Annotated in this window: 23 protein-coding genes and 1 tRNA gene; 13 read left to right on the top strand and 11 right to left on the bottom strand. The window is 63.7% G+C overall.

What is annotated here, in order from left to right; translation table 11 throughout:
* The 6 genes from EWH12_RS22520 to EWH12_RS19165 all read left to right on the top strand — a co-directional run.
* A partial coding sequence (locus tag EWH12_RS22520) for a hypothetical protein (protein ID WP_207212444.1) occupies positions 1-208 on the top strand: 208 nt, incomplete at its 5' end.
* A gap of 184 nt (positions 209-392) precedes the next feature.
* On the top strand, positions 393-572 hold the full coding sequence (rpmF, locus tag EWH12_RS19185) for a 50S ribosomal protein L32 (RefSeq protein WP_066606737.1): 180 nt from the start codon (positions 393-395) through the stop codon (positions 570-572).
* Positions 573-606: 34 nt separating this feature from the next.
* On the top strand, positions 607-1665 hold the full coding sequence (plsX, locus tag EWH12_RS19180; RefSeq protein ID WP_082679154.1) for a phosphate acyltransferase PlsX: 1059 nt from the start codon (positions 607-609) through the stop codon (positions 1663-1665).
* Entirely contained in the window at positions 1662-2630 is a 969-nt protein-coding gene (locus EWH12_RS19175; RefSeq protein ID WP_066606729.1) for a beta-ketoacyl-ACP synthase III, read from the top strand. Before plsX ends, EWH12_RS19175 begins: the two co-directional genes overlap by 4 nt.
* Positions 2631-2737: 107 nt before the next feature.
* Positions 2738-3034 (top strand): integration host factor subunit alpha, encoded by a 297-nt coding sequence (ihfA, locus tag EWH12_RS19170; RefSeq protein WP_066606727.1) that lies wholly within the window; start codon positions 2738-2740, stop codon positions 3032-3034.
* A gap of 82 nt (positions 3035-3116) precedes the next feature.
* Positions 3117-3458, top strand: a complete 342-nt coding sequence (locus tag EWH12_RS19165; RefSeq protein ID WP_066606724.1) for a MerR family transcriptional regulator — start codon at positions 3117-3119, stop codon at positions 3456-3458.
* Positions 3459-3464: 6 nt separating this feature from the next.
* On the opposite strand, the gene EWH12_RS19160 is transcribed toward EWH12_RS19165, so the two are convergent.
* From EWH12_RS19160 to EWH12_RS19150, 3 genes are read right to left on the bottom strand one after another with little or no spacing between them, the layout of a single operon-like run.
* Complete coding sequence (locus EWH12_RS19160; RefSeq protein WP_066606719.1) at positions 3465-3866, bottom strand: hypothetical protein; 402 nt, start codon at positions 3864-3866, stop codon at positions 3465-3467.
* A 50-nt stretch (positions 3867-3916) separates the two neighbouring features.
* A complete protein-coding gene (gloB, locus tag EWH12_RS19155; protein ID WP_066606716.1) occupies positions 3917-4651 on the bottom strand; it encodes a hydroxyacylglutathione hydrolase in 735 nt (244 codons plus the stop codon).
* Between the two features lie 3 nt (positions 4652-4654).
* Positions 4655-5089 (bottom strand): VOC family protein, encoded by a 435-nt coding sequence (locus tag EWH12_RS19150; protein WP_066606713.1) that lies wholly within the window; start codon positions 5087-5089, stop codon positions 4655-4657.
* A 104-nt stretch (positions 5090-5193) separates the two neighbouring features.
* Between EWH12_RS19150 and EWH12_RS19145 the strand changes: the two genes are divergently transcribed.
* A complete protein-coding gene (locus EWH12_RS19145) occupies positions 5194-5901 on the top strand; it encodes an SIMPL domain-containing protein (RefSeq protein ID WP_066606710.1) in 708 nt (235 codons plus the stop codon).
* Positions 5902-5910: 9 nt separating this feature from the next.
* Here EWH12_RS19145 and EWH12_RS19140 read toward each other — a convergent pair whose 3' ends face one another.
* The 3 genes from EWH12_RS19140 to EWH12_RS19130 all read right to left on the bottom strand — a co-directional run bounded on the left by EWH12_RS19140 (position 5911) and on the right by EWH12_RS19130 (position 7887).
* Entirely contained in the window at positions 5911-6156 is a 246-nt protein-coding gene (locus EWH12_RS19140; protein ID WP_242496129.1) for a hypothetical protein, read from the bottom strand.
* Between the two features lie 88 nt (positions 6157-6244).
* Positions 6245-7114 carry a tetratricopeptide repeat protein gene (locus EWH12_RS19135; RefSeq protein ID WP_129927521.1) on the bottom strand — a complete coding sequence of 290 codons (870 nt, stop codon included), beginning with the start codon at positions 7112-7114 and terminating at the stop codon, positions 6245-6247.
* Positions 7114-7887, bottom strand: coding sequence for an alpha/beta fold hydrolase (locus tag EWH12_RS19130; protein ID WP_066606706.1), 774 nt, complete (start codon positions 7885-7887; stop codon positions 7114-7116). Before EWH12_RS19130 ends, EWH12_RS19135 begins: the two co-directional genes overlap by 1 nt.
* Positions 7888-8009: 122 nt before the next feature.
* Between EWH12_RS19130 and EWH12_RS19125 the strand changes: the two genes are divergently transcribed.
* A tRNA-Leu gene (locus EWH12_RS19125) sits at positions 8010-8096 on the top strand.
* Positions 8097-8258: 162 nt separating this feature from the next.
* Positions 8259-9482 carry a tyrosine-type recombinase/integrase gene (locus tag EWH12_RS19120; RefSeq protein WP_129927520.1) on the top strand — a complete coding sequence of 408 codons (1224 nt, stop codon included), beginning with the start codon at positions 8259-8261 and terminating at the stop codon, positions 9480-9482.
* A gap of 10 nt (positions 9483-9492) precedes the next feature.
* Here EWH12_RS19120 and EWH12_RS19115 read toward each other — a convergent pair whose 3' ends face one another.
* The gene (locus tag EWH12_RS19115; RefSeq protein ID WP_242496127.1) at positions 9493-10668 is read right to left on the bottom strand and encodes a hypothetical protein; all 1176 of its coding nucleotides are present in this window, start codon (positions 10666-10668) and stop codon (positions 9493-9495) included.
* Positions 10669-11090: 422 nt separating this feature from the next.
* On the opposite strand from EWH12_RS19115, the gene EWH12_RS19110 reads away from it, so the two are divergent.
* From EWH12_RS19110 to EWH12_RS19095, 4 genes are all read left to right on the top strand, one after another.
* Complete coding sequence (locus tag EWH12_RS19110; protein ID WP_242496126.1) at positions 11091-11717, top strand: RNA polymerase sigma factor; 627 nt, start codon at positions 11091-11093, stop codon at positions 11715-11717.
* Complete coding sequence (locus EWH12_RS19105) at positions 11710-12699, top strand: FecR family protein (protein WP_129927519.1); 990 nt, start codon at positions 11710-11712, stop codon at positions 12697-12699. The genes EWH12_RS19110 and EWH12_RS19105 overlap by 8 nt, the downstream gene beginning before the upstream one ends.
* Before the next feature lie 100 nt (positions 12700-12799).
* On the top strand, positions 12800-15370 hold the full coding sequence (locus tag EWH12_RS19100) for a TonB-dependent receptor (RefSeq protein WP_129927518.1): 2571 nt from the start codon (positions 12800-12802) through the stop codon (positions 15368-15370).
* The gene (locus EWH12_RS19095) at positions 15367-17484 is read left to right on the top strand and encodes an Atxe2 family lasso peptide isopeptidase (RefSeq protein ID WP_165363665.1); all 2118 of its coding nucleotides are present in this window, start codon (positions 15367-15369) and stop codon (positions 17482-17484) included. The genes EWH12_RS19100 and EWH12_RS19095 overlap by 4 nt, the downstream gene beginning before the upstream one ends.
* Positions 17485-17929: 445 nt before the next feature.
* Here the strand turns inward: EWH12_RS19095 and EWH12_RS19090 are convergent, their stop codons facing one another.
* From EWH12_RS19090 to EWH12_RS19075, 4 genes are all read right to left on the bottom strand, one after another.
* Complete coding sequence (locus EWH12_RS19090; RefSeq protein ID WP_165363664.1) at positions 17930-18841, bottom strand: hypothetical protein; 912 nt, start codon at positions 18839-18841, stop codon at positions 17930-17932.
* A complete protein-coding gene (locus EWH12_RS19085) occupies positions 18838-19527 on the bottom strand; it encodes a hypothetical protein (RefSeq protein ID WP_129927515.1) in 690 nt (229 codons plus the stop codon). The genes EWH12_RS19090 and EWH12_RS19085 overlap by 4 nt, the downstream gene beginning before the upstream one ends.
* 155 nt (positions 19528-19682) lie before the next feature.
* The gene (locus EWH12_RS19080; protein ID WP_129927514.1) at positions 19683-21482 is read right to left on the bottom strand and encodes an asparagine synthase-related protein; all 1800 of its coding nucleotides are present in this window, start codon (positions 21480-21482) and stop codon (positions 19683-19685) included.
* Positions 21479-21610 (bottom strand): lasso peptide biosynthesis B2 protein, encoded by a 132-nt coding sequence (locus tag EWH12_RS19075; protein ID WP_129927513.1) that lies wholly within the window; start codon positions 21608-21610, stop codon positions 21479-21481. The genes EWH12_RS19080 and EWH12_RS19075 overlap by 4 nt, the downstream gene beginning before the upstream one ends.
* Positions 21611-21737: the final 127 nt, after the last annotated feature.

Raw genomic sequence — 21737 nt, 5'->3', positions numbered from 1 at the left:
GTCCCGCAGGTCCTGTGAAAGCGTTCGTGCCATCCATGCTGGCCTCCTGTCACCAGCAGACAGCGTGAATCACATCAGCGCAGCGAAGGGAACCCCTACCGATTCAGTTCGTGTGGAAACCGCTCTAAGCAACGCGCAGGCGGCGGCAAAGGTCAGCGTGATCGGCAGCAGCATGGAATATCCCCTCGTTTCTAGCGCCATATACTAGACCGCATGGGCAAGGGGGCAAGGCCAAAGGGAAAGGAAACCCTTGCGCCGCGGACAAAAAGCGCTATAGGCGCAGGGCTTCGCGATCACCGGGCCGCATGGGTCTGCGGCGCCGTTGGCGTCCGCTTTTCTGTTCGGAACTGGCCGGTCGCACAACTTGATATTATACGGAACAAGGTGCCGACATGGCTGTCCCCAAAAGGAAAACGTCCCCCTCCAAGCGCGGCATGCGCCGTAGCCACGATTCGCTGCGCGTCGAAGCATTTCAGGAATGCTCCAACTGCGGCGAATTGAAGCGTCCCCACAATCTGTGCGACGCCTGTGGGCATTATAACGGCCGCGAAATCGTCGCCGTCGGGGCGTAAGCCCATCCCCATCTCCGCAAAGGGGTGATCTTAAGTGTCCAGTCAGCCGCGAATCGCAGTCGACGCGATGGGCGGGGACGAAGGCGTGCGCGTGATGATGGCGGGCGTGGCTTTGGCCCGCCACCGTCATGATGGGCTCCGCTTCACCCTGTTTGGCGACGAGACGCAGATCAAGGCTGCGCTCGATCATCACCCGAATCTGCGGGCGGCGTCGGAAATCGTCCACGCCGACGCCGTGGTTGCGGGCTCCGACAAGCCGAGCGTGGCGATTCGCAAGAAAAGCAGCTCGATGAGCATGGCGATCGCGGCCGTGAAATCGGGCCAGGCGGGCGCCGCCGTGTCCGCCGGCAATACCGGTGCGCTGATGGCGATGGCGAAGCTGGCGCTGCGCACCATGCCGGGCGTCGATCGTCCTGCGCTGGCGGCCTTGCTGCCAACGCTGGGCGACAATGACGTCGTGATGCTGGACCTGGGCGCCAACACCGAATGCGACGCCCGCAACCTCGTCCAGTTCGCCGTGATGGGCGCGGCCTATTCGCGTATCGCCTTCGATCTTGAACGGCCGCGTGTGCGCTTGCTCAACATCGGCACCGAAGATCTCAAGGGCACCGACGAGATTCGCGAAGCCGCCGCCGTGCTGCGCAGCGCGACCAGCCTGCCGCTGCAATTTGACGGCTTCACCGAAGGCGACAAGATATCCCGTGGCGACGCCGACGTGATCGTGTGCGACGGATTTTCCGGCAATGTCGCCCTGAAAACGGCGGAGGGGACCGCCCGCTTCGTCACCGACGTGCTGCGCAAGGCGTTCACCAGTTCGATCCGCTCGAAGATCGGCTTCCTGATCTCGAAGCCCGCGATGCACCTGCTTAAACATCATCTCGATCCCAACAACCATAATGGCGCGGTCTTCCTGGGCCTCAACGGCGTGGTCGTGAAAAGCCATGGCAGCGCGGACGAAAAGGGCGTGGCCAACGCCGTCCATGTCGCCGCCCGGTTGCTGGAGGAAGACATCACCCGTCGGATCGCCGCCGACATGGCCGGCATCCAGTCGCTGTCGGCCGCCGCGTCCAAGCTGGAGCAGCCCGTCAAGTGATCCGCCGCTCCATCCTGCTGGGCACCGGCTCGGCCTTGCCCGTCCGTGCGGTCAGCAACGCCGAACTGGCGCAGACCGTCGACACCAGCGACGAATGGATTGTCGAGCGCACCGGCATCCGCAACCGCTATATCGCGGGTGAGGGCGAAACCACCGCCAGCCTGGGCGCGGACGCCGCTCGTCAGGCGATCGCGGCGGCGGGCGTCGCCGCGCAGGATATCGACCTCATCATCCTGGCGACGGCGACCCCCGACCAGACCTTCCCGGCCGCCGCGACCAAGGTCCAGGCTGCGCTCGGCATCGACGATTGCGTCGCCTTCGACGTGGCGGCGGTCTGTTCGGGCTTTCTGTACGCCGTCACCGTGGCGGACAGCATGATCCGGTCTGGCGCGGCCAACCGCGCCCTGGTGATCGGCTCGGAAACCTTCAGTCGCATCCTGGACTGGGAAGACCGCACCACTTGCGTATTGTTCGGCGACGGCGCGGGAGCGATCGTGCTGGGCGCGGAAGAAAGCGTGGACGGCAAGCGCGGCATCCTGGCCGCCAAGCTCCATGCCGACGGGCGCCACAACCAGCTCCTCTATGTCGATGGTGGTCCGTCCACGACCCAGACCGTAGGCAAGCTGCGGATGCGGGGGCAGGAAGTGTTCCGCCACGCCGTGGTCAACCTCGCCTCGGTGCTCAGGGAAGTGATGGACGTAGCGGGCCTGTCGACGGACGAGATCGACTGGCTGGTCCCGCATCAAGCCAATGCCCGCATCCTGGACGCGACCGCGCGCAAGCTTAAATTGTCACCCGATCGCGTGGTGGTGACGGTCGATCGCCACGCCAACACGTCCGCCGCGTCCGTGCCGCTGGCGCTCGACGTCGCGATGCGCGACGGCCGGATCAAGATGGGCGACCTGGTCGTGCTGGAAGCGATGGGCGGCGGCTTCACCTGGGGCGCATGCGTCCTGCGTCTCTAGGGCTGGATGCAGGATAGGCGGCGCTTGCCAAAGCGCTGCGAATCGATCACATTTCAGGCAGATCGTCCGCGAAGATGGTCGCTGGGGCGAAGAAGTGGGGATGGTCTATGAGCGGCAATGCAACCTTGACGCGGGCCGATCTGGCTGAGAGCGTGAACCGCCATGTCGGCCTGTCGCGGGCGGAAGCCGCTGCGCTGGTCGAATCGATCCTTGAACATATGTCCTGCGCGCTCGAACGCGGGGAAAATGTGAAGATTTCCAGCTTCGGCACCTTCGTCCTGCGCGACAAGACGCAGCGTATGGGGCGCAATCCCAAGACCGGCGTGGAAGTACCGATCGAACCGCGCCGGGTGCTGACTTTCCGCGCCAGCCAGACGATGCGCGACCGGGTCGCCTCGGTTTAAATGGCGGCTGGCCGCTTTTCCAGCATTACCATTGCTTTACCATAGTTGACGTCTGTACAATTATGGGTGCAACATCGCTGTCATGGAAAAGGCAGAGGGTGCATTTCTGACCATCAGCGAGCTGGCGGGCGAACTTGGTCTTCCCCAGCATATATTGCGCTATTGGGAAACGCGCTTTCCCCAACTGCGTCCGCTCCAGCGATCGGGCAACCGCCGCTATTATCGGCCCACCGACGTCGCGCTGGCGCGCCGCATCCACCAGTTGCTCAATGTCGAGGGCTTCACCGTCAAAGGCGCGCAAAAGGCGCTAGTGGACGGCAATGGCCACGCCCCCGTCGCCAAGGCTGAGCCGTCCGACCTGCCTGATCTTCTGGCCCGGCTCATGGCTATCCGTACGGCCCTTGCCAGGGCGATCGGAGATTGATCCGTCTTACGGTTTGGGTTCGCGATAGGGGATGAAGTCGCCCAGCGCGCAGGCGCCGGTCGTAATGCCGGTCTGCAAATTGGCGGTCGTGGTGAAGTCGCCCCGACACATTTGCGATCCATAGCTGCGCACGATCATCGTGTCGCCATAGGTCAGGCCGCTGCAACTGCCGATCAGTTCATTCTTGTACACCAGCCTGCGACTGACCCTGTAGAGCAGCACATTATTGCTGATGACGGTCAGGTTGCTCTGCGGCTCGCGATTGATGCAACTGACCTTCTCGCCGGCGACCTTGCCCGCCAACGCCTTGTCGAGTTTCGCCGTCTGCTTTTCGGTCAGCGGTGCCGGCTCATAGCTGCCGGCGCAGGCCGCCAGCAGCAGCGGCGCCATCCCCATCCACGCGCGCATCGTGATTCTCCCTACATCGACCATAGGACGGCACTATAGCGCAAAAACCGTCAGGCCGCGTCCTTAGCCGCGCGCCGTTCCGCCAGCTGCGCCACATCGCGCGCGCGCATGAAGATATTCGTCTCCCGCTCGATCCCGATGCTGGTCGGCACCGTCGCCTCGCCTCGCGCCCGCGCCGCCTCTACTGCTGCCACACGCTGCGCCAGCGCCGCATTGTCCGGCTCCACGCCCAGCGCGAAGCGGCCGTTGGAGAGCGTATATTCATGCGCGCAATAGACGATCGTCTCGTCCGGCAGCTTGGCCAAGCGCGCCATATTGGCAAACATCTGCGCCGCCGTTCCTTCGAACAGCCGGCCGCAGCCCATGGCGAACAGCGTGTCGCCGACGAAGATCACGCGATCGTTGGCCAGATGATAGGCGATATGCCCGGCCGTATGCGCCGGCACGGCCATCACCGTGGCGATATGGTCGCCGATCCGCACGGTGTCGCCTTCATCCACCGTCCGGTCCAGCGTGCCGATCTTCTCGGCTTCCGCGGCCGGGCCGGTGATCATACAGCCGCCCCATGCCTTTGCCGCCGCCTTGATCGCCGCATTGCCGCCGACATGGTCGCCATGCCAATGGGTGTTCCAGATCTGGCTGATGGTCCAGCCGCGCGCGGCCGCCGCCTCAAGCACCGGTTCCGCCACTGCGGGGTCGATCGCGACCGTCTCGCCGCCGGCGGCATCATGCAACAGCCAGACATAATTATCGGTCAGGACGGGGATGCGGACGACCTCCAGCATGGCTTACCAAATCCCGATATTGGGCATCGACGCCCAGGGTTCGGCCGGCGCCAGCCGTCCATCCTGCAACAATTCGATCGAGATATCGTCCGGCGTGCGGACGAAGGCCATATACCCGTCGCGCGGCGGCCGGTTGATCGTCACGCCCGCGTCCATCAGCCGCTGGCAGGTGTCGTAGATATTCTCGACCTGATACGCGATATGGCCGAAATTGCGCCCGCCATCATAGGTTTCGGCTGCACTGCCATCGGCCGGCGGCCAGTTATAGGTCAGTTCGACCTGCGCATCCTCGTCGCCCGGTGCGGCGACATAGACCAGCGTGAAGCGGCCCTGTTCGCTGTCGAAGCGCTTGACCTCCTTCAGGCCCAGCAACTCGAAAAAGGCGATGGTCTTATCGACGTCACTGACGCGGATCATGCTATGCAGGAATTTGGGCAAGATATTCTCCGTTCGTCGCTGTCAAGCAACGGTTCACCTCAGGAGTATTAGATACAGCCCCAAGATAAGGTCGCGCATCACCAGACGGAAGAGGAAAGCGGATAATGGCGTTGGAAATGCGGGACAAGATTGTGCTGGGCGGCGCGGCGCTGCTGGCGTTCGGGACGATTGCGGGCGGTTATCTGCTGGGCGACGGGTTGAAACGGGCCAAGGCGGCGGACCGCTCGGTCACGGTGCGCGGTCTGGCGGAAAAGGATGTGACGGCGGACCTCGCCACCTGGTCGATCAGCTATTCGGCCACTGGTTTCGACCTGCCGACGGTCCGCGCCGAAATCGACAATAATACGCGCGAATTGCAGAGCTATTTCAAAGACCTGGGCTTCAAGCCGGGCGAGTTGACCCCGACCGGCGCAGGGGTGAACCAATATCTCAACAATGGCGTCAACAATATCACCATCACCCAGCGGATGCTGCTGCGCACGACCGACATCGCCCGCGCGCAAAAGGCGGTCGCGCAGCAATTCGACCTGGTCCGCCGGGGCGTGACGCTGCAGGAAGGGTCGGGCATGAAATACAGCTTCACCAAGCTGAATGACGTCAAGCCCGACATGGTCGCCGCCGCCACCCGCGACGCGCGCGCCGCGGCCGAACAATTCGCCAAGGATTCGGGGTCCGGGGTAGGGGGCATCAAGAGCGCCACCCAGGGCTATTTTTCGATCGACGCCCGCGATGGCGAGGGCGGCGACGGATCGAGCGACACGCCCTACAAGAAGGTGCGCGTCGTCACGACCGTCGACTTCTACCTCAAATAATCGGCCTTATCAGCACCGGCCCCGGCGACGATCCCGACGCGAACAGCGATCGTCCTTGTCGCCGATGACCGCGCCGACGGCGCCACCGATCGCCGCACCTTCGACCGTGCCAAGACCGGTGGCGCTACCCACGACCGCGCCGCCCGCGCCGCCGATCAGGCCGCCGCGGGTCGCGCCGCGCGAACAGGCGGTCGTCGCCATCGCACCGATCAGCAGCAGGCCGATCGCCGCGCCTTTCTTCCAATAACTGTCCAACTCGCTGTCTCCTTCGTGCAATCCCGCTGCGGTCGAGCGAACGGGGCAAAGGCGAAAGCGGTTCCGTTACAAAGTCTTGCTGGTGATCTTAACGGGCAGGCTTGGCGACGGGAAGCCGCGACAGATTGTCCGCCGCCGCCTTGCCGGACGGGCTGTCCGGGGCCAGCTTCACCGCCCGCGCCCAGGCCGCGCGCGCAATATCCTCATGATCGGTCAGGACGGCGATATTGCCCTCCTCCAGCGCGACCGAAGCATCGTCGGGCGACAATTGCACCGCCCGCGCAATATGCGCCTGCGCCAGGCGCATCTCGCCTGACCGGCGCGCCAGCGTTGCCGACAACAGCCAGCCCAGCGGGTCTTTGGGCGCCTGCGCCAGCGCAACGTCCAGCGAATCGCGCGCGGCATCCGGCTCGTTCAGCGCGACAAGCGCCCGCGCCCGGTCCAGATGAACCTCGCCTTTTTCCAGCCCGTCGGGCAATCCGCGCGCCAGCGCCGCGTCGAAATCGCCGCGCGCCTTGGGCAGGTCGCCGCTGGCCATGGCGGCATTGCCGGCCTGCGCCCAGAGCCGCGCCGCCTCCACCATTTCACCGCTGCGCTCGGCCTCCTCGGCCGCCTGCTCGAACGCCACGATCGCCGGCGTCCAGCGCTCGGCGCGCGCATAGGCAAAGCCCATGCAATGGCGCGCATAGAAGCTGCCCCCGTCAATCCGCCATTTCTGCGCGAAGGCGATCCCGGCATCGGGCGATTCGATCGCCTGGTCCAGGCACGCCTGAAACGGCGCGGCGAATTTGGCGGGGACGGGAATTTTTCCGTCCGCCCGCGCCGGGGCCGCCGCCGCAGGATTCACGGCCGCTGCCGCAGCGGCGCGCTCTTCCTGCTTCTCCCTGCGGCTGCGATTCATCACCGCCTCGGTTTCGGGGGAATAGGCCTGGAGCAGGAGCGGCAGGAGAAAGGGCATCAGAGGATATCCACCTTTTGGGCCAGATCGGCGACGGTGCGGATCAACAGCGCGATGTCGCCGTCGCGCGACAGGCGATGGTCGCCGTCCTTAATCAGCAGCGTCTGCACATCGGATGAACGCACCAGCCCCGCCGTTTTGACCGCCACATACCAGGGCACGTCGCGGTCCTGCTGCCCGTGGAGCAGTCGCACCGGGCAATCGATCGCGATTGCGCCCTCCAGCAGCCGCAACGCCTGCCCCGACTGCCAGAAGGTCAGCGTCGTGACATAGGGATCTTCGCCATAGGGAGATGGTTCCTCGATCCGTCCCTCCGTCGCCAGCAGCGCCTTGTCGGCGTCGGTAAAGCCCCATTCGGTAAAGTCGGGTGCCGCGGCGATGCCGACCAGCCCCACAACGCGATCGGGCAGCGCCAACGCCACCAGCAATGCCAGCCAGCCGCCCATGGACGATCCGACCAGCACCACCGGCCCCTCGACCAGCGCATCCAGCAACAGCAGCACATCGTCGCGCCAACTCGCCAGCGTCCCGTCCGCAAACCGCCCCTCGCTGGCCCCGCAACCCGCATAATCCATCCGCAGCATCGCGCGGCCCTGCTCTACGGCCCACCGCTCCAGCGCGACCGCCTTGCCGCCCTCCATGTCGGACATGTAGCCGGGCAGGAAGACGATCGTCGGTCCGCTGCCGACCTGCCGCCGATAGGCCAGGCGCAGCCCATCGGGCCGGGCGAACAGCGCGGGCGGGGTGGCGGGAATATCATTCACGTTCAGCATCCTTCATGATCTTGCGATGACGATCCCGCCTTAGACGGGCTTTTTGCGATGGCGAGAAAAATATTGGAGACAATGCGTTGACAGCTTTGGGGGACCCGGTTAGAGGCGCCCTCCTACCCCGTGCCCAGATGGCGGAATTGGTAGACGCACCAGCTTCAGGTGCTGGCGATCGCAAGGTCGTGGAGGTTCGAGTCCTCTTCTGGGCACCATTTGTTCTTCCGGCGACGTCCGGGAACGTCCGAAAAATGGCTGATTTCAGCCGTTTTTTGTGCTAAGACCGTCCGGTCAAATCCGGGCTGATCCGGCACCAATCGGGAACAAATATGGTATCCTGCATGGTATCGAAGGCCCCTTATGGACGGGCCGATACCATGGGAAAACTCTTCGCGACCACCGTCACGAGCGCCAGGCCGAGGGAGCGCGAATACAAGCTCACCGACGGCGCCGGCCTCTATCTCCTCGTCAAGCCGAACGGCAGGAAGCTCTGGCGTCTCAACTACGCCTATCTCGGCAAGCAGCGCACGCTCTCCTTCGGCGCGTGGCCCGACGTCGGTCTCGCCGATGCGCGCGAGCGGCGCGACGAAGCCCGCAAGCTGATCGCCGCCGGCCTCGATCCCTCGCACGAGGCCAAGCTCGCCGAGGCGCGCGCGATGCTGTCCGAGGAAAACAGCTTCAAGCTGGTCGCCGAGGAATGGGTCGGCAAGCAGGAACGCGAAGGGATGGCGGAGATCACCCTGAGCAAAATCCGCTGGCTGCTCGCCAAGGCCTATCCCAGGATCGGCAACCGCCCTGTCGCCAAGATCACCGCCCAGGAAGTGCTTGCCGTGCTCCGTTCGATCGAGGCAACCGGCCGATACGAAAGCGCGCGGCGGATGCGCAGCGTGCTGAGCCGCGTGTTCCGCTACGCCATCGCCACCACGCGGGCCGAAACCGATCCGGCGCGTGACCTGCGCGGCGCGCTGACCGTTCCCAAGGCAAAGCATCTCGCTGCCATCACCACGCCCAAGGGCGCGGGTGAGCTCATGCGCGCGATCGAGGGTTACACCGGCCACGCCATCACCCTGTTCGGGCTCAGGCTGTCGGCCCATCTGTTCGTCCGCCCCGGCGAGCTGCGTCAGGCCGAGTGGAGCGAATTCGACTTCGACCGCTCGGTATGGAACATCCCCGAGCAGAAGATGAAGATGCGACGGCCGCACCGCGTGCCGCTGTCCACGCAGGTGACCGCGCTTTTCGAGCAGCTCTGGGAGCTGACGGGCACAGGACGATATTGCTTTCCCTCTTTCCGCTCGCCGCGTCGCCCGATGTCCGAGAACACGGTCAACGCGGCCCTTCGCGCGCTCGGGTTCGGCCAGGAGGAGATGACGGCGCACGGCTTCCGGGCGATGGCAGCGACGTTGCTCAACGAAACGGGCAAGTTCAATCCCGACGCCATCGAGCGCCAACTCGCCCATATGGAGACCAATGCCATCCGGCGTGCCTACACGCGCGGCGAATATTGGGACGAGCGCGTGCGGATGATGCAGTACTGGTCGGATCAGCTCGACGAGATGCGCGACGGCGCAAGGGTTCTGAAGCCCAATTTCCGACGCGCCTGAGGCTCCCAACCTAGCGATCAAGGTAAGTCCTCTCCGTCACTTCAGCGATCGACCGGAAGACAGCGGACGAACCCTGTGTGAGGGGATCATGGGCCTGCACATGCCCTTGCGCCCATTCCAGCCACTCGGCGGCCGTCCTACCGCCGATTTCCAATGAAGAGTCCGGCATCGCGGCACGCAGCGCCATGAGGAAATCCCGCGCCAGTCCCGCTTCGCGCCATCTGCCGGCCTGCTCGAGGAAGCATCGGAAGCGGTCGCGATCGAGCCTGAGCTGCTGCGCCAACATCTGGCGCTTCCGTTCCTCTGTCTCCCGCAGTCGTTGCCGCTCTTCGGCCATTTCCCGGGCTGCGGCCATCATCGGGAATGCTGCAAGTAGGGTCGTGAGTATGTCGCCCAACCTGTCCTCGATCTTGCCCTTCGGGCCGTCCTGCCAGATGCGTGGCAAATCGCCGGGCAACCAACGCTTGATCTCGAAGACCAGCACATCCGTCTCGACCAGTTCTCGCCTGTATTGCCTGCCGGAGCCATGCCACCCTCTCTCTTCGGCAGCGAGGGGCTGGCGCACTTCCTTGAGCCTGGGCCTCAGTTGAAACGCGATCTCGTCCTGTCCGCACCGCGCAACGGGACCATGCCGGTCCGTCTCGGCAATGGCGATCTTCTCAGCCTCCAAGGCTTTGAACAGGGCGTCCAATATCCTGAGGCGACGCCGTTCGATGGGCGTGAAAGGCGCGGCCCGGACCGGCCGATTGGGCCAGATGTCATAGACCAGCCGGCCCCTGGCGATCGCCTCCCTTCGATTTGCAAGCCAGCCGGCAATGATGGGGTGCGGATCCGAGAGCCGCTCCGCCACGCGCATCGCTTTCCCATTCTGGCGGGCCGCCGCAAGAGCAGCGTCTCCCTCCATTGCCATGCCTCCAGCCGACTGGGGCGTAATTTCTATCGTCTCGTCCATGCCGGCTTTTGCGGGCGGCAAGGCCGGCATGGCGATCTCCCTGCCGACCGCGACCTTGTTCCAGTGCCCAGGCCGAGGACGCGGGATATCAAAACGGTCGCAGAGTTTGGCGAGACATTGATCCGAAACGCCGAAGCGTCTTGCAAGGTGACGGAGAGGCTCGGCCCAGACCAGGGCGTGAAGTTCGGTACGGGACAGCAATGCAGGGACCAACGGCGTGGTGGGCATATCCATCGGACAGTCTTTCACTCCAAAGCTACATGCCTGAGGACGGCGGAAGCTGCCGATCCCCAGCCCAACGCCGTTTCGCGATCATTCCATGACGCTCGAATTTAGAGATACCCGACAAGAAAAATTCTTCGGCAGCGACGCTGCTCGATTTGACGGATATTATGCGTGTTCAGAGCCTTAAATCGCCTTGTCCCGCAGAGCCGGGCTTGCGTCTTGGATGACCTGCGATAAGCTGAAGGCGCGCCATCGATGCATGGCGCCGAGGCGTGAGAACCTCGTGCGAGATGAAATGGATCCGCCATCGTGCGGCCGGGTGGCCGACGCGCATGTCCAAGCCGTTCGCGGCCAAAGGCGTTGGCGCATGTGCTCGTGCATGTTCTCAACACCCGGCTTTCGCCGGCATCGCCTCGCCAGAGCGAGGAGATGTGATCGATGCGATCCACGGCCAGGATCGGCGCACTGCGCCGCAAGCCATGCGGCCTGCGCTAAGGGCGGCCCGCTTGCCGCTCGACGAAGGCGAGCCGCTGCCGCCGACGCATGATCGCGTGCCATCGACGGCGACTGCTATCGAGGAAATGTACCGGGCCGAACGGCCACGCCTCCTGCGCTTCCTCGATCGTCGCGCCCCGGACGACCGCGCCGAGGAGATCGTCCAGCAGGTCTTCACCCGTCTTGTAGCGCGCGCGCAGACCGATGCTGTCGCGATCCATGCGCCCGGAGCCTATCTGCGCGAGGCGGCGCACAATCTCCTGCGCGATCACGCCCGGACCGCCGCCCGCAATCACCAGTCTCACCATGTGTCGATCGACGATGTTGAAATTGGAAGCGGGGATCCTGTCGCCGTGTTGGAGGCGCGCGACCGCCTTGCCCGTATCGAACAGGCCGTCCTGCGCCTCAAGCCGCTCACCCGGCAAATATTTCTCGCGTGCCGCCTTGATGGCTATAGTTACGCCGAAATCGCGAAACAGACGGGACTAAGTGTGCGGGGCGTGGAAAAGCAGATGAGCCGGGCCATCAAGCAACTGGGGCGGCACCTCAGCGATCATGACTGACGAAGTCCATGCCATTCCGCGCGCTATCCGGGATGCCGCCGGGGACTGGCTGGCGCGCCGGCAGGAACCTGCTCGACCAGATGTCGAGCGGGCCTTCGCCGTCTGGATGGATGCCGATCCGCGCCATCGGATCGCTTATGAACAGGCGGAGCGTCACTGGCAGGAGAGTCGATTGCTGTCCGACAGCGACGTCGGGCGCACGCGGAAGCTGGTTCGCGCACCCTTCCTGATGCGGCACAGTACCCATGTTGCGGCTGCCAGCCTCGGCGTCGTCGTCCTGCTCGGGATCGGCAGTGTCGGCTTGCTGCGCTATGGATCCCCTCTCGAGCTGGTTTCTCCAGCGCAGGCCGCGACCTACGAAACCACGCTGGGCGAAATAAGGACGATATCGCTGGCGGACGGATCGCAGCTGACGCTCGACACCGCCACCCGTGTGCGTGTCACCCTTTCCGCGAGCGAGCGTAAGGTCTCGCTGGAACGAGGCCGCGCGCGCTTTCGCGTTGCGCCAGACAGCAAGCGACCCTTCATCGTGACGGTTCCCGGCGGCACTGTCGTTGCACGAAGCACGCTGTTCGACGTCAGCGTGGAAAGCGGAAGTCTCGTGGTGGCCGTGATCGAGGGGCGGGTCGATCTCACCACCACAAGTGACGTGACCTCCCGTACTGCTCGAACGCTTGCCGCGGGGCAGACCGCAGGCCTGGGCAATGCCGACACGCCCCGTCCTACGTTGCCGGCCGAAACCCAATGGGTGTCCGGCATGCTGGCGCTGGACAGCGGCCCGCTTGGCGAGGCCGTCGCCGCCATCAACCGCTACAACCGCATCCAGATACGCCTTGCCGATCCTGGGCTAGCCCGCCTGTCGGTTACCGGCGCATTCCAGGTGCGCAATCCGGACGCGTTCGCCCGGGCCGTGGCGGCGACTTTCGGGCTCGGTATCGACCGAACCGATCCGGGCGTGATCCTTCTTCGCCGCGCTCCGTAGGACGTTTCGACCCTTCACTGAAAAATCTGTCGTGGGTTTTCACAACCCGGCGTCTCCCCGCCAACCAGCCACGACGTGGCCAGGGGGGAGACACAGGATAATGGTTCGATTTGACGCAAGATATCTGTTCAACAGCATCGCTGCCGTGGCGCTGGTGGCGGGCCCTTCGGTCGCGCGAGGCCAGGACGTAAAGCGCCATTCCTTTGAAGTGCCGGCGCAAGACTTGGGCGAATCGCTCAAGGCGCTGGCACTTCAATCCGGCATCACCGTGCTGGCCGACAGCAAGATCGTGGCGGGCAAGCAGGCGCCGTCGCTTCACGGTTCCTACACCGTCGAGGAAGCGCTGCGCATCCTGCTCGACCAATCCGGGCTGGCCTACACGCCTGTCGATGGCGGCTTTGCCGTACGGCCGGCCCGCGCAAGCCGTGGTGGCAGTTCGACCAATGATGGGCAGGATATCATCGTTACGGGAAGCCGGCTGCGTGGGGCCGCGATTGCATCGCCGGTGGTCCGGATCGGTCAGGAAGAGATCCGCGATTCCGGTCAGGCTGGCCTGGGCGATGTCGTCCGCCGTATCCCGCAAAGCTTCGGAGGCGGACAAAATCCCGGGATCGGCATGAATGTTCCCGACGCCAGTGGCGTCGACGTGGGTGGCGGATCATCCATCAATCTGCGCGGTCTTGGAAGCGATGCGACGCTCACGCTGCTCAACGGCCGGCGTCTCGCCTATACCGCGGTTCGGCAGAGCGTCGATGTTTCGGGCATCCCGGTGTCGGCGGTCGATCGCATCGAAGTCGTCCCAGATGGCGCCTCGGCGATCTACGGCTCGGACGCGGTCGCCGGCGTCGCCAACGTCATCCTGCGCCGGGACTATGATGGCCTGGAAACCAGCGCGCGTCTTGCCGGTACGACGGACGGCGGCGATTTCCAGCAGCAATATGGCGCGTTGGCGGGTCGCACATGGGCATCGGGCGGACTGTTCGCCGCCTATGAATATGGCAGCAACACTGCGATCCGTGCGAGCCAGCGGTCCTACGCTGCGACACGCTCCCCGGGGCTCGATCTTTACCCGGCGCTGCGCCATCACAGCGTCGTTGCCAGCGGACATCAGGACCTGGGCGGCGGCCTGACCTTCTCGGTCGACGGGCTCTACAATATCCGCTGGAGCGACCTGACATTTCCCACGGTGGCCGGCGGCGATCTCGATCAAGGCAAGGCGACCTTCTCGTCGGTCGACAAGTCCTTTGGCGTCGCGCCGACACTTACGCTCGATCTGTCCGGTGGCTGGCAGATTGCGCTTGGCGGGACCTACGGCAAGGAACGGGTCGACTATCATCAGGTCGAATGCGCCCTCGCGGTCTGCAGCGACTCCGGCCCCAGCTTCTATCGCAACACGGCCAAATCGATCGAAATCAATGCCAATGGCGACCTCTTCCGCCTGCCCGGTGGCATCGCCAAGATCGCCGTTGGCGGCGGCTATCGCGATATCGGCTTCCAGCGGTTCGTTGGGGCCGGAAGCGCGGTCAACACCGTCGCCGCCCAGGACAATCTGTTCGCTTTCGGGGAATTGAGCCTCCCCCTGATCGGCCCGGATCAGAATCTACCGCTCATGACCAAAGTCGATGCCAGTGCCGCCCTGCGCTATGAGCGCTACCCCGGCATCGGCGAAGTCGCCACGCCCAAGCTCGGTCTGTCATGGGCGATGACGCGCGATATCAGCTTGAAAGGAAGCTGGGGCAAATCCTTCCGGGCGCCAACGCTCTATCAGCAATATCAGCCGCGCGCGGTCTACCTGTTTCCTCCCGCAGCGCTGGGTGCGACCGGGACATCGGCGAGCGCGGGCGCCATTCTCATCCTCGGGGGCAATCCCGGTCTCAAGCCGGAAAAGGCGACGACGTGGTCGGCCACGCTTGCCGTGCATCCGCGCGCATTGCCGGGCGCGAGCCTCGAGGTCAGCTATTTCAGCGTCCGCTATCGCGACCGGATCGTATCCCCGATCACCTTGCTGGCCCAGGCCTTGAGCAATCCCATCTACCGCGACCAGATCATCTTCAACCCTAGCGCTACTCAACAGGCGGCCGCCATCGCCAGTGCGGGCACCTTCCTCAACATCACCGGCGTGCCCTATGATCCGGCGAACGTCGTCGCGATTGTCGACAATGCCAATCTCAATGCCGGTCGGCAGCGCGCGAGGGGCGTCGATGTGCTGGCGAGCTACAATGCCGCAATTGCGCCAGACCAGCAACTGCGCCTGTCGCTCGACATCGCCTATCTCGAGAGCGACCAGCAGCTCAGCGCCGGTCAGCCCACCTATGACCTTGCCGGCACCATCTTCAACCCGCCCCATTGGCGCGGGCAGGCTGCGGTCGCATGGACTGGCGGCAATCTCACTCTGGCGGCCAACGGCAATTACACCGGCGGTGTCAGCGACACGCGCTCGACGCCAGCCGTGCGTATAAAGGCAATGACCACGCTCGATCTCACCGCGCGCTACCGGGTCGATTCCGAGGCTCCGCTCGGCGGCCTCGAGTTCAGCCTGTCAGTCCAGAACCTCTTCAACGACAAGCCCGATCCGATCGCGACGTCGATACCCTACGACACGCCTTACGACTCGACCAACTATTCACCTGTCGGCCGGATGATCGCCTTCGGGATCACCCGGCAGTGGTGAGCGCCAATATCAGAGGCTGCCTCGGCCTTGGGGTCTTGTGCCTGCTGTTTCCCGCCACGACGTGGGCGAACTGCGAAGACGTGCTGCCCGCGCATGAAGCATCGAGTACCGTGAAGCGCGACCTTGCCGCAGCGGACCTCATCCAGCTGCGCGAGATCGGCGATCCCGATTCCGCGGTCTTCAATGGCCCGAGCCCGTTCGCGGTTTCGCCGGACGGCAGTCGTATCGCCTATATCATCAACCGCGCCGATCTCGCGACGAACAGCTATTGCCGCGCACTGGTCGTCAGCGGACTGACGGTTGTCGGCTCACCAGATATTGTTGATCGGGGCGGTGAACTCATCAAGATCATGGACGTGCAGCGCGGCTTTTACCTGCCGAGCGGCGCAACGCGCACCATCGTTCCGTCCTGGTCCCCTGACGGGCGCAGGCTCGCCTATCTGCGACGCGACCATGGCGTCACGCAGGCGTGGGTGGCACAGGCGGACGGCGGCGGCGCGCGCGCCGTCACGCGCTCTGACGTCGATGTCGAAGCCGTGGCCTGGAGCGAAGATGGGACCCGGCTGCTCTATGGCACGCGCAAGGGAGCGGCGGCCGTTCAGGCGGAACTCGATCGGGAAGGTCAGTCAGGGTGGCTGTACGACCGCAGAGTCTCGCCAGAGATTTCCGCGCGGCCGCTCACCCCGGCCACCGAGATGCTGGACGTCAGTGCCATCGATTTGCGTACCGGCGCGGTCATGCCGGCAGATGCTGCAGAGCAAGCGGCAGTCGAGCGCGCCGCACCCGCCGACATGCCGATCGATCCGGAAGCCATCGGTGATGACGGCCGCAAAGCGCATCTCGAGCGTTCGAATACTTCGCCGCTGACGCCCGCGAGGCTCGTCGTCACGAACGGCGACAGCAGTCGGCGCTGCGATGCCGAGGCCTGTGCCGGCGGTATCGTCTCCCTTCGGTGGCAAGGCGCATCGGTGCTCATTCTGCGCCGGGAAGGCTGGGCCAAGGAAGCGATGGCGCTCTATCGCTGGCGACCCGGCGCTACCTCTCCCACCGCGTTATTACGCACAACCGACGTGCTGCACGGCTGCGTACTGGCTGGTACCGAACTGGTCTGCACCCGCGAAGGCAGCAGCATGCCGCGCAAGGTGGTTGCCATCGACACTGCGAGCGGCCGGATGCGCACCATTTTCGATCCCAATCCCGAATTTTCCGGCATTCGCCTGGGTTCTGTCACTCGGCTCAGATGGCGCAACGATCTTGGTCTAGAAGCATGGGGCGACCTGGTCCTGCCTCCGGGGCACAAGCCGGGAGAGAAACTGCCGATGGTCGTCGTGCAATATCATAGCGACGGCTTTCTGCGCGGTGGCACCGGGGACGATTATCCGATTTTCCTGCTTGCCCAGCGCGGCATTGCCGTCCTCAGTACCGAGCGGCCCAATTTCTTCGCGGCGGCCTTTCCCCAGCTCAAGACCTGGTATGAGATCAATGCCGCCAACCAGAAGGACTGGGGTGAACGCCGCAGTCTCCTCTCCTCGGTCCTCACCGGCGTGCGCATGGCAGTTGATCGTAGCGACATCGATCCCGCACGCGTGGGCATCACGGGCCTGAGTGACGGCGCCTCGACCGTTGCCTTCGCCTTGATCAACTCGAAGGCCTTCGCCGCTGCGGCGCTCAGCACTTGTTGCATGGAACCCAACACCACCGCCACCTATGGTGGCATCGCCTGGGCAGAGTGGCTGCGCGGGATGGGCTATCCGCCCGCTACGCGGGACAATCCAGACTTCTGGCGCGGCATGTCGCTGGCCCGCAATGCTGCCCGGATCGATACGCCGCTGCTGATGCAACTCGCCGACAATGAGTTCCGGCTAGCGCTCGAAGCCTTCGGCGCCCTTTACGAGCAGAACAAGCCGGCGGAGATGTATGTCTATCCCGACGAATTCCACGTGAAATGGCAGCCGATCCACCGGCGCGCCGTCTATGATCGTAACCTGGACTGGTTCTCCTTCTGGCTGCAGGGCCGGGAGGATCCGGATGCCGCAAAGATCGCGCAATATCACCGATGGCGCGCCATGAGATCCGGTGTACAGACTTCACCTGATCCGGTTCCAGTCCGCTAGTTTGCTGATATCCGTCCGACCTAGCGAGGGCAGAAAATCGAATGGGCATCCGAGCCTGAGGGAAATCATATGACTGCGCCCGACCAAAGATGGCCACTTAGATCAGCCACCCTGAACGTCTGCACATGAACGAAGGCGCCGAGAGAGAAAATTTTCCGCCTTGTGCACCGCACCGTTAACGACTAACTAGCAGCAGTCATGTACTCGTGACGATGGCCGCATGCGCACCGACCTCCCTTTCGGGCGGAGAGTGCCTAGCGAATGAAGGATGTGGTGTTACTCGCACATTCTTCTTGTCGGAGTGATCGAGATCCTAGGGCCGGTCCGCGCGGGCACCCCTAGGTTGGGTCTTTCGGCATAAGACGTGCAGAGGGAAACCTCGATAGGCTGGGTAATCAAGAGGTTGATCTGAGCGACATATGAATTGTCGCTCAGAGATCCCTCTTCATATTCTAACAAAATCATTTGGCGCAATATTAACGTGAGGTTCTCCCACGTAATGCTTGCTGTCATCATGGCAGTCCGAGAACGAGCCCTTCAGTACCTTTGCCTTGTTGTTTTTGCCGGTCGATAAGCGATGACGGCAGTCATAGTGGAAGCCGCGCCTATACCGGCCGCCTGTCCTAAAACTACCATTCAAAAAGCAAGTCGCGTCATGTGGAGCTTCGGCGCTTGTAGCCATGCCATGATTGGCCCTACCGGGAGGCCGGAACTCTACTTTGCTGTCGTCGGTGAAGCACCTAGCGGAGCCGTCCTTTGCTTTGTTGAACGAGTAGGTCGCCTCGATCTTTTTGCAGGCGGCCGCGATTGCCTCGCTTGGGTGCTCCTCCAACGGGAGCGAGCACGACAGGTTGCGGATTTCGTCAGCAACACCTCGACCATTGAAATTCCGAAGAGGTAGTAGGAGCGGTGTTCGGTTAGGGCGGGTTTCCAACTCGCTGTTCATAGCGTTAACCGCACGAACGAGTTGCGGCGTCGCCGCTCGAAGCGCGTCGCCGATTTGGTTCGCTTGCATCAGAGCCTGCCGACCGGTGGTATGAACTAGGACTGGCGACGCGACTTCGAGTATGGCTGCGAACGGTGCTAGAAGTTCACGTATTGCAGCGGTATCATATTCGGGCGTAGATAGTATAATAACGCCACAGCCGTGACCCAGCAGCGTTTTGTCTGTCTGCAAAGCCTTTGCTAGTTTATTGAGCAGCAGACGACCATGGGGCAGGTCTGGCACATAGGCCCCGCTGGTGTCGGCCTTTAACGGTGATGCAAGGAAGCGCTGCCCCGTTCCGAAGATCTTGGACGCTTGTTGTTCGATCCGATTGTAGTGCACGGCCGGCAGGCCCGCGATAGCGACTATCACCGAGAGCTATGCCCGGGCTTCGCGAGCATCTTGCGGACAATGTCGAGAGGGAGTGCGATGCGGTCCAAATCGGCGGGTTCGATCATGTCGATCAGATCATGCAAGGCCGTCGCCTGCGGCTTCGCCGAGCGCATGAACGACGACCTACTCGGCTGATAATCGGCAGCAGTGAGCCCGTTACGTCCGATCCAAGTCGTTACATGAGTAACGATGGTGGTGTCGTCGGCCCCGACGGCGAGATCGTCACGGGTCACTTCGACCCCATCTGGATTGGGCGCACCGTTAGGCAGGTCGACGAAACGTACCGGACTGTGAAGAACAAACCTGCGCAGACCGTCCTCAAGCGATCGCCCAAAGGCTGTTCGTAGTGCATTTTGGTATGGGAACGTCGTCGAGCTCGTCGAGCGCCGGGTCTTGGAGCCGAAATACTGAGCATGGGGCCGTTCTGGGGTAGCCTCAGGCGGCACAAGGCCCCAGTTTGTCGGCTGCTCTTCGTTGACGATCTGACGTAACTCAGGCGCCTCCGACTCAAGGAATATACGCATCTGCCGACCTTCGAGCAGCGCTTCTACTTCGAAGCCATGAGTGGTGAGAAGTGGTTTAACTTGTGCGATAAGAAAGCATTGTCCAGTCTGCCACTTCGCAGCGACCGCGGCGCTTAGCACGTTTTTCCAAGTGTTTGTCATAGGGCCCTCCTACTCCCCGATCGACCTTTAAGCCACATCTTGTTGGTCGCGCGAGCGCCGGGTGTCAGGTATTGGCGAACTACCAGCCGTTCAACATGTTGCGAGGGAACGGCCGGTAAGTCCCAGACCGAGGCGGTCAGGACAGCGGTGAATGGCTAAGCGTTAGATCCGCATTCAAGAAGACGCCTAACCGTCGAAGAGGGTTGCGGTCCTTGAATTTGCGCCGCTGCCCAAGCTTCGGCGTCGACCAATTCCATGATCCGCACGAAGCGCAGATCGCGGACCGGGCCGGGCGTTGAGAGCGCCTGCGCGAGCTTGGCTTCGTCGATTAGACCGAATTCGCCCAGGCGGCCGCCGAGCAGCATGTCACGGATAGCCTGCCGCTGCCGGTCGAAAATCGTCGCTACGAAGCCGGTGGGCGTGCCCTTCGATCGGCGCGCGAAGATTTCTCCGGGGAGATCAGGCGCGAAGGCGCGGCGCGCGGTTGCCCGATCCTGTCCCGGCGCGAGCCAATGCCAGCTCGGAACCCGCAGGCAGGCTTCCACCACGGGTTGCGAAACCAGCGGTGAAATTGCGTGCTGCAGCGCCTGGGCATTGATCGCCTCCACCAGATTCTGCGCCGGGGCGAGCAGGGCGACGTGGTTTGCACGACCGGGCAGGACACCTTCCGGGGGCAGGAACCAGGGATGCGCGACGGTGTCGGTGACGATCGACCTGGCCGCATCGGAGGGAAACGCGACTGCCGGCGGCTGGCGTGGGGCTGGCGAGCGGAGCCAGGCGCGATGTACCGCGCGCCAGGCCAGTGCCCATGTCCCGGTCTGGCCCAAGTCGCTGAGTGCCCGCGCGGCGCTCCAAAATCGCTTGTCCAGACCGCCGGTGGCGAGGCAGTCGGCGAGGATCGAAACGGTGCGCGAAGCGAAGAAGACATTGTCGCCACCGCCGCCATCGATGAGGAGATCGGCTCCGCAGCGCTCTGCGGTTTCGGCCGCGACCGTGTCCTGCGCCTGCGTGAAGCAGCGATGCACCGGATAGGGCATATGCGCCGCACCCGAGCGGCGGACATTGATGCGGTCAGCATCAAATTTCCTTGTCAGCAGTTCCACACCGGTCGCCCGGGCGACCATTTCGGCATAGCGCCTCTCGTCGCTCGCCGCGTCATCGCCGATGAGGTTGAGGCCGATCACCTCGGTCCCGGTCGCTTTGAGACTGGCGGCCACTATCGCCGAATCGAGCCCACCGGAGAGCAGGAGGACGGCTCGATCATGGCCAGCGACGCGGGCGCGCACGGCAAGATGCACCGCATTGCGCACGGCGCGAGCCGCTTCCACGGGATCGTCGATCATCCGGTCTCGACCGACGAAGGCCCAGGGTGACCACAATGTCTCGCATTCGACCCCGTTCACCGAGACGAGTAGGCGATCACCGCCGCGCAGTTCCTCCATGCCATCGAGGCAGGTCTCGCTGCGCCGCCATTCGGGATAGGCGATGTGACGCACAAGGGCGGCCCGATCAATGGCGAAGCGGCGTCCGCAGTCCGACAGCAGTGCCAGATCGGACGCGACCAGAAGCACGCCGCCGTCCCTTGCATGATAACATCCCAGGTCGCCCATCGGTGCCCGCACGACCGCAATCCCCTTGTCGTCGGTCGTGAAGGAGACATAGCTGCCCCAGTAGCGTTCGATCAGTATCTCGCCTCGCGATCGGGCGATCGCCGTCCAAGCCGCATCGTCAAGCGTGGTTTCCGGCTGCGTGTGGCTACGATCGAACAGCTCGCCGACTATCGTATGGCTGCCAGCCTGTGTGATCCTGTGTCGGTGGTCGCTCCACAGCATGAAGCGGTCGGTTTCGATCAGCGGCATGAGCGATGCCGCAGCCTTGCGCGCCCTCTCGATCTGCCCCGGCGGAAGCGGCTCGGCGGTGGTCGCGATCAGCGCGAGAAAGCGGCGCCCCATCATAAGACCAGGATCGGCGTGAAGGTCCGCACCATGTCGACGCGGTCGTTGACGAGCCGGTCCTCATGCTGGACCCAGCAGTGGGCGGAGAATGGTCCGAGTTGCACTCCCAGCACGACATCGGGCCGCATTGCGCGGCGACAAACAGGATGAGAACGCAGCGACAATCAAGATGAGAATCGGCTGCTGGTGTGGCGACGAAGGGCGGAGGGCGTAGCCCGAAGCCCGTAGGCGCCACACCAGCAGCCGATGGCCCTT

This window comes from Sphingobium cupriresistens, from assembly GCF_004152865.1.
GTDB lineage: Bacteria > Pseudomonadota > Alphaproteobacteria > Sphingomonadales > Sphingomonadaceae > Sphingobium > Sphingobium cupriresistens.
This window is presented reverse-complemented; position numbering and strand designations above follow the sequence as displayed.

Coding starts and splice junctions, on each gene's coding strand:
- rpmF (WP_066606737.1), top strand. CDS start 393: ATGGCTGTCCCCAAAAGGAAAACGTCCCCCTCCAAGCGCGGCATGCGC.
- ihfA (WP_066606727.1), top strand. CDS start 2,738: ATGAGCGGCAATGCAACCTTGACGCGGGCCGATCTGGCTGAGAGCGTG.
- EWH12_RS19165 (WP_066606724.1), top strand. CDS start 3,117: ATGGAAAAGGCAGAGGGTGCATTTCTGACCATCAGCGAGCTGGCGGGC.
- EWH12_RS19160 (WP_066606719.1), bottom strand. CDS start 3,866: ATGCGCGCGTGGATGGGGATGGCGCCGCTGCTGCTGGCGGCCTGCGCC.
- gloB (WP_066606716.1), bottom strand. CDS start 4,651: ATGCTGGAGGTCGTCCGCATCCCCGTCCTGACCGATAATTATGTCTGG.
- EWH12_RS19145 (WP_066606710.1), top strand. CDS start 5,194: ATGGCGTTGGAAATGCGGGACAAGATTGTGCTGGGCGGCGCGGCGCTG.
- EWH12_RS19135 (WP_129927521.1), bottom strand. CDS start 7,114: ATGCCCTTTCTCCTGCCGCTCCTGCTCCAGGCCTATTCCCCCGAAACC.
- EWH12_RS19130 (WP_066606706.1), bottom strand. CDS start 7,887: ATGCTGAACGTGAATGATATTCCCGCCACCCCGCCCGCGCTGTTCGCC.
- EWH12_RS19120 (WP_129927520.1), top strand. CDS start 8,259: ATGGGAAAACTCTTCGCGACCACCGTCACGAGCGCCAGGCCGAGGGAG.
- EWH12_RS19115 (WP_242496127.1), bottom strand. CDS start 10,668: ATGGATATGCCCACCACGCCGTTGGTCCCTGCATTGCTGTCCCGTACC.
- EWH12_RS19105 (WP_129927519.1), top strand. CDS start 11,710: ATGACTGACGAAGTCCATGCCATTCCGCGCGCTATCCGGGATGCCGCC.
- EWH12_RS19100 (WP_129927518.1), top strand. CDS start 12,800: ATGGTTCGATTTGACGCAAGATATCTGTTCAACAGCATCGCTGCCGTG.
- EWH12_RS19085 (WP_129927515.1), bottom strand. CDS start 19,527: ATGACAAACACTTGGAAAAACGTGCTAAGCGCCGCGGTCGCTGCGAAG.
- EWH12_RS19080 (WP_129927514.1), bottom strand. CDS start 21,482: ATGATGGGGCGCCGCTTTCTCGCGCTGATCGCGACCACCGCCGAGCCG.
- EWH12_RS19075 (WP_129927513.1), bottom strand. CDS start 21,610: ATGCGGCCCGATGTCGTGCTGGGAGTGCAACTCGGACCATTCTCCGCC.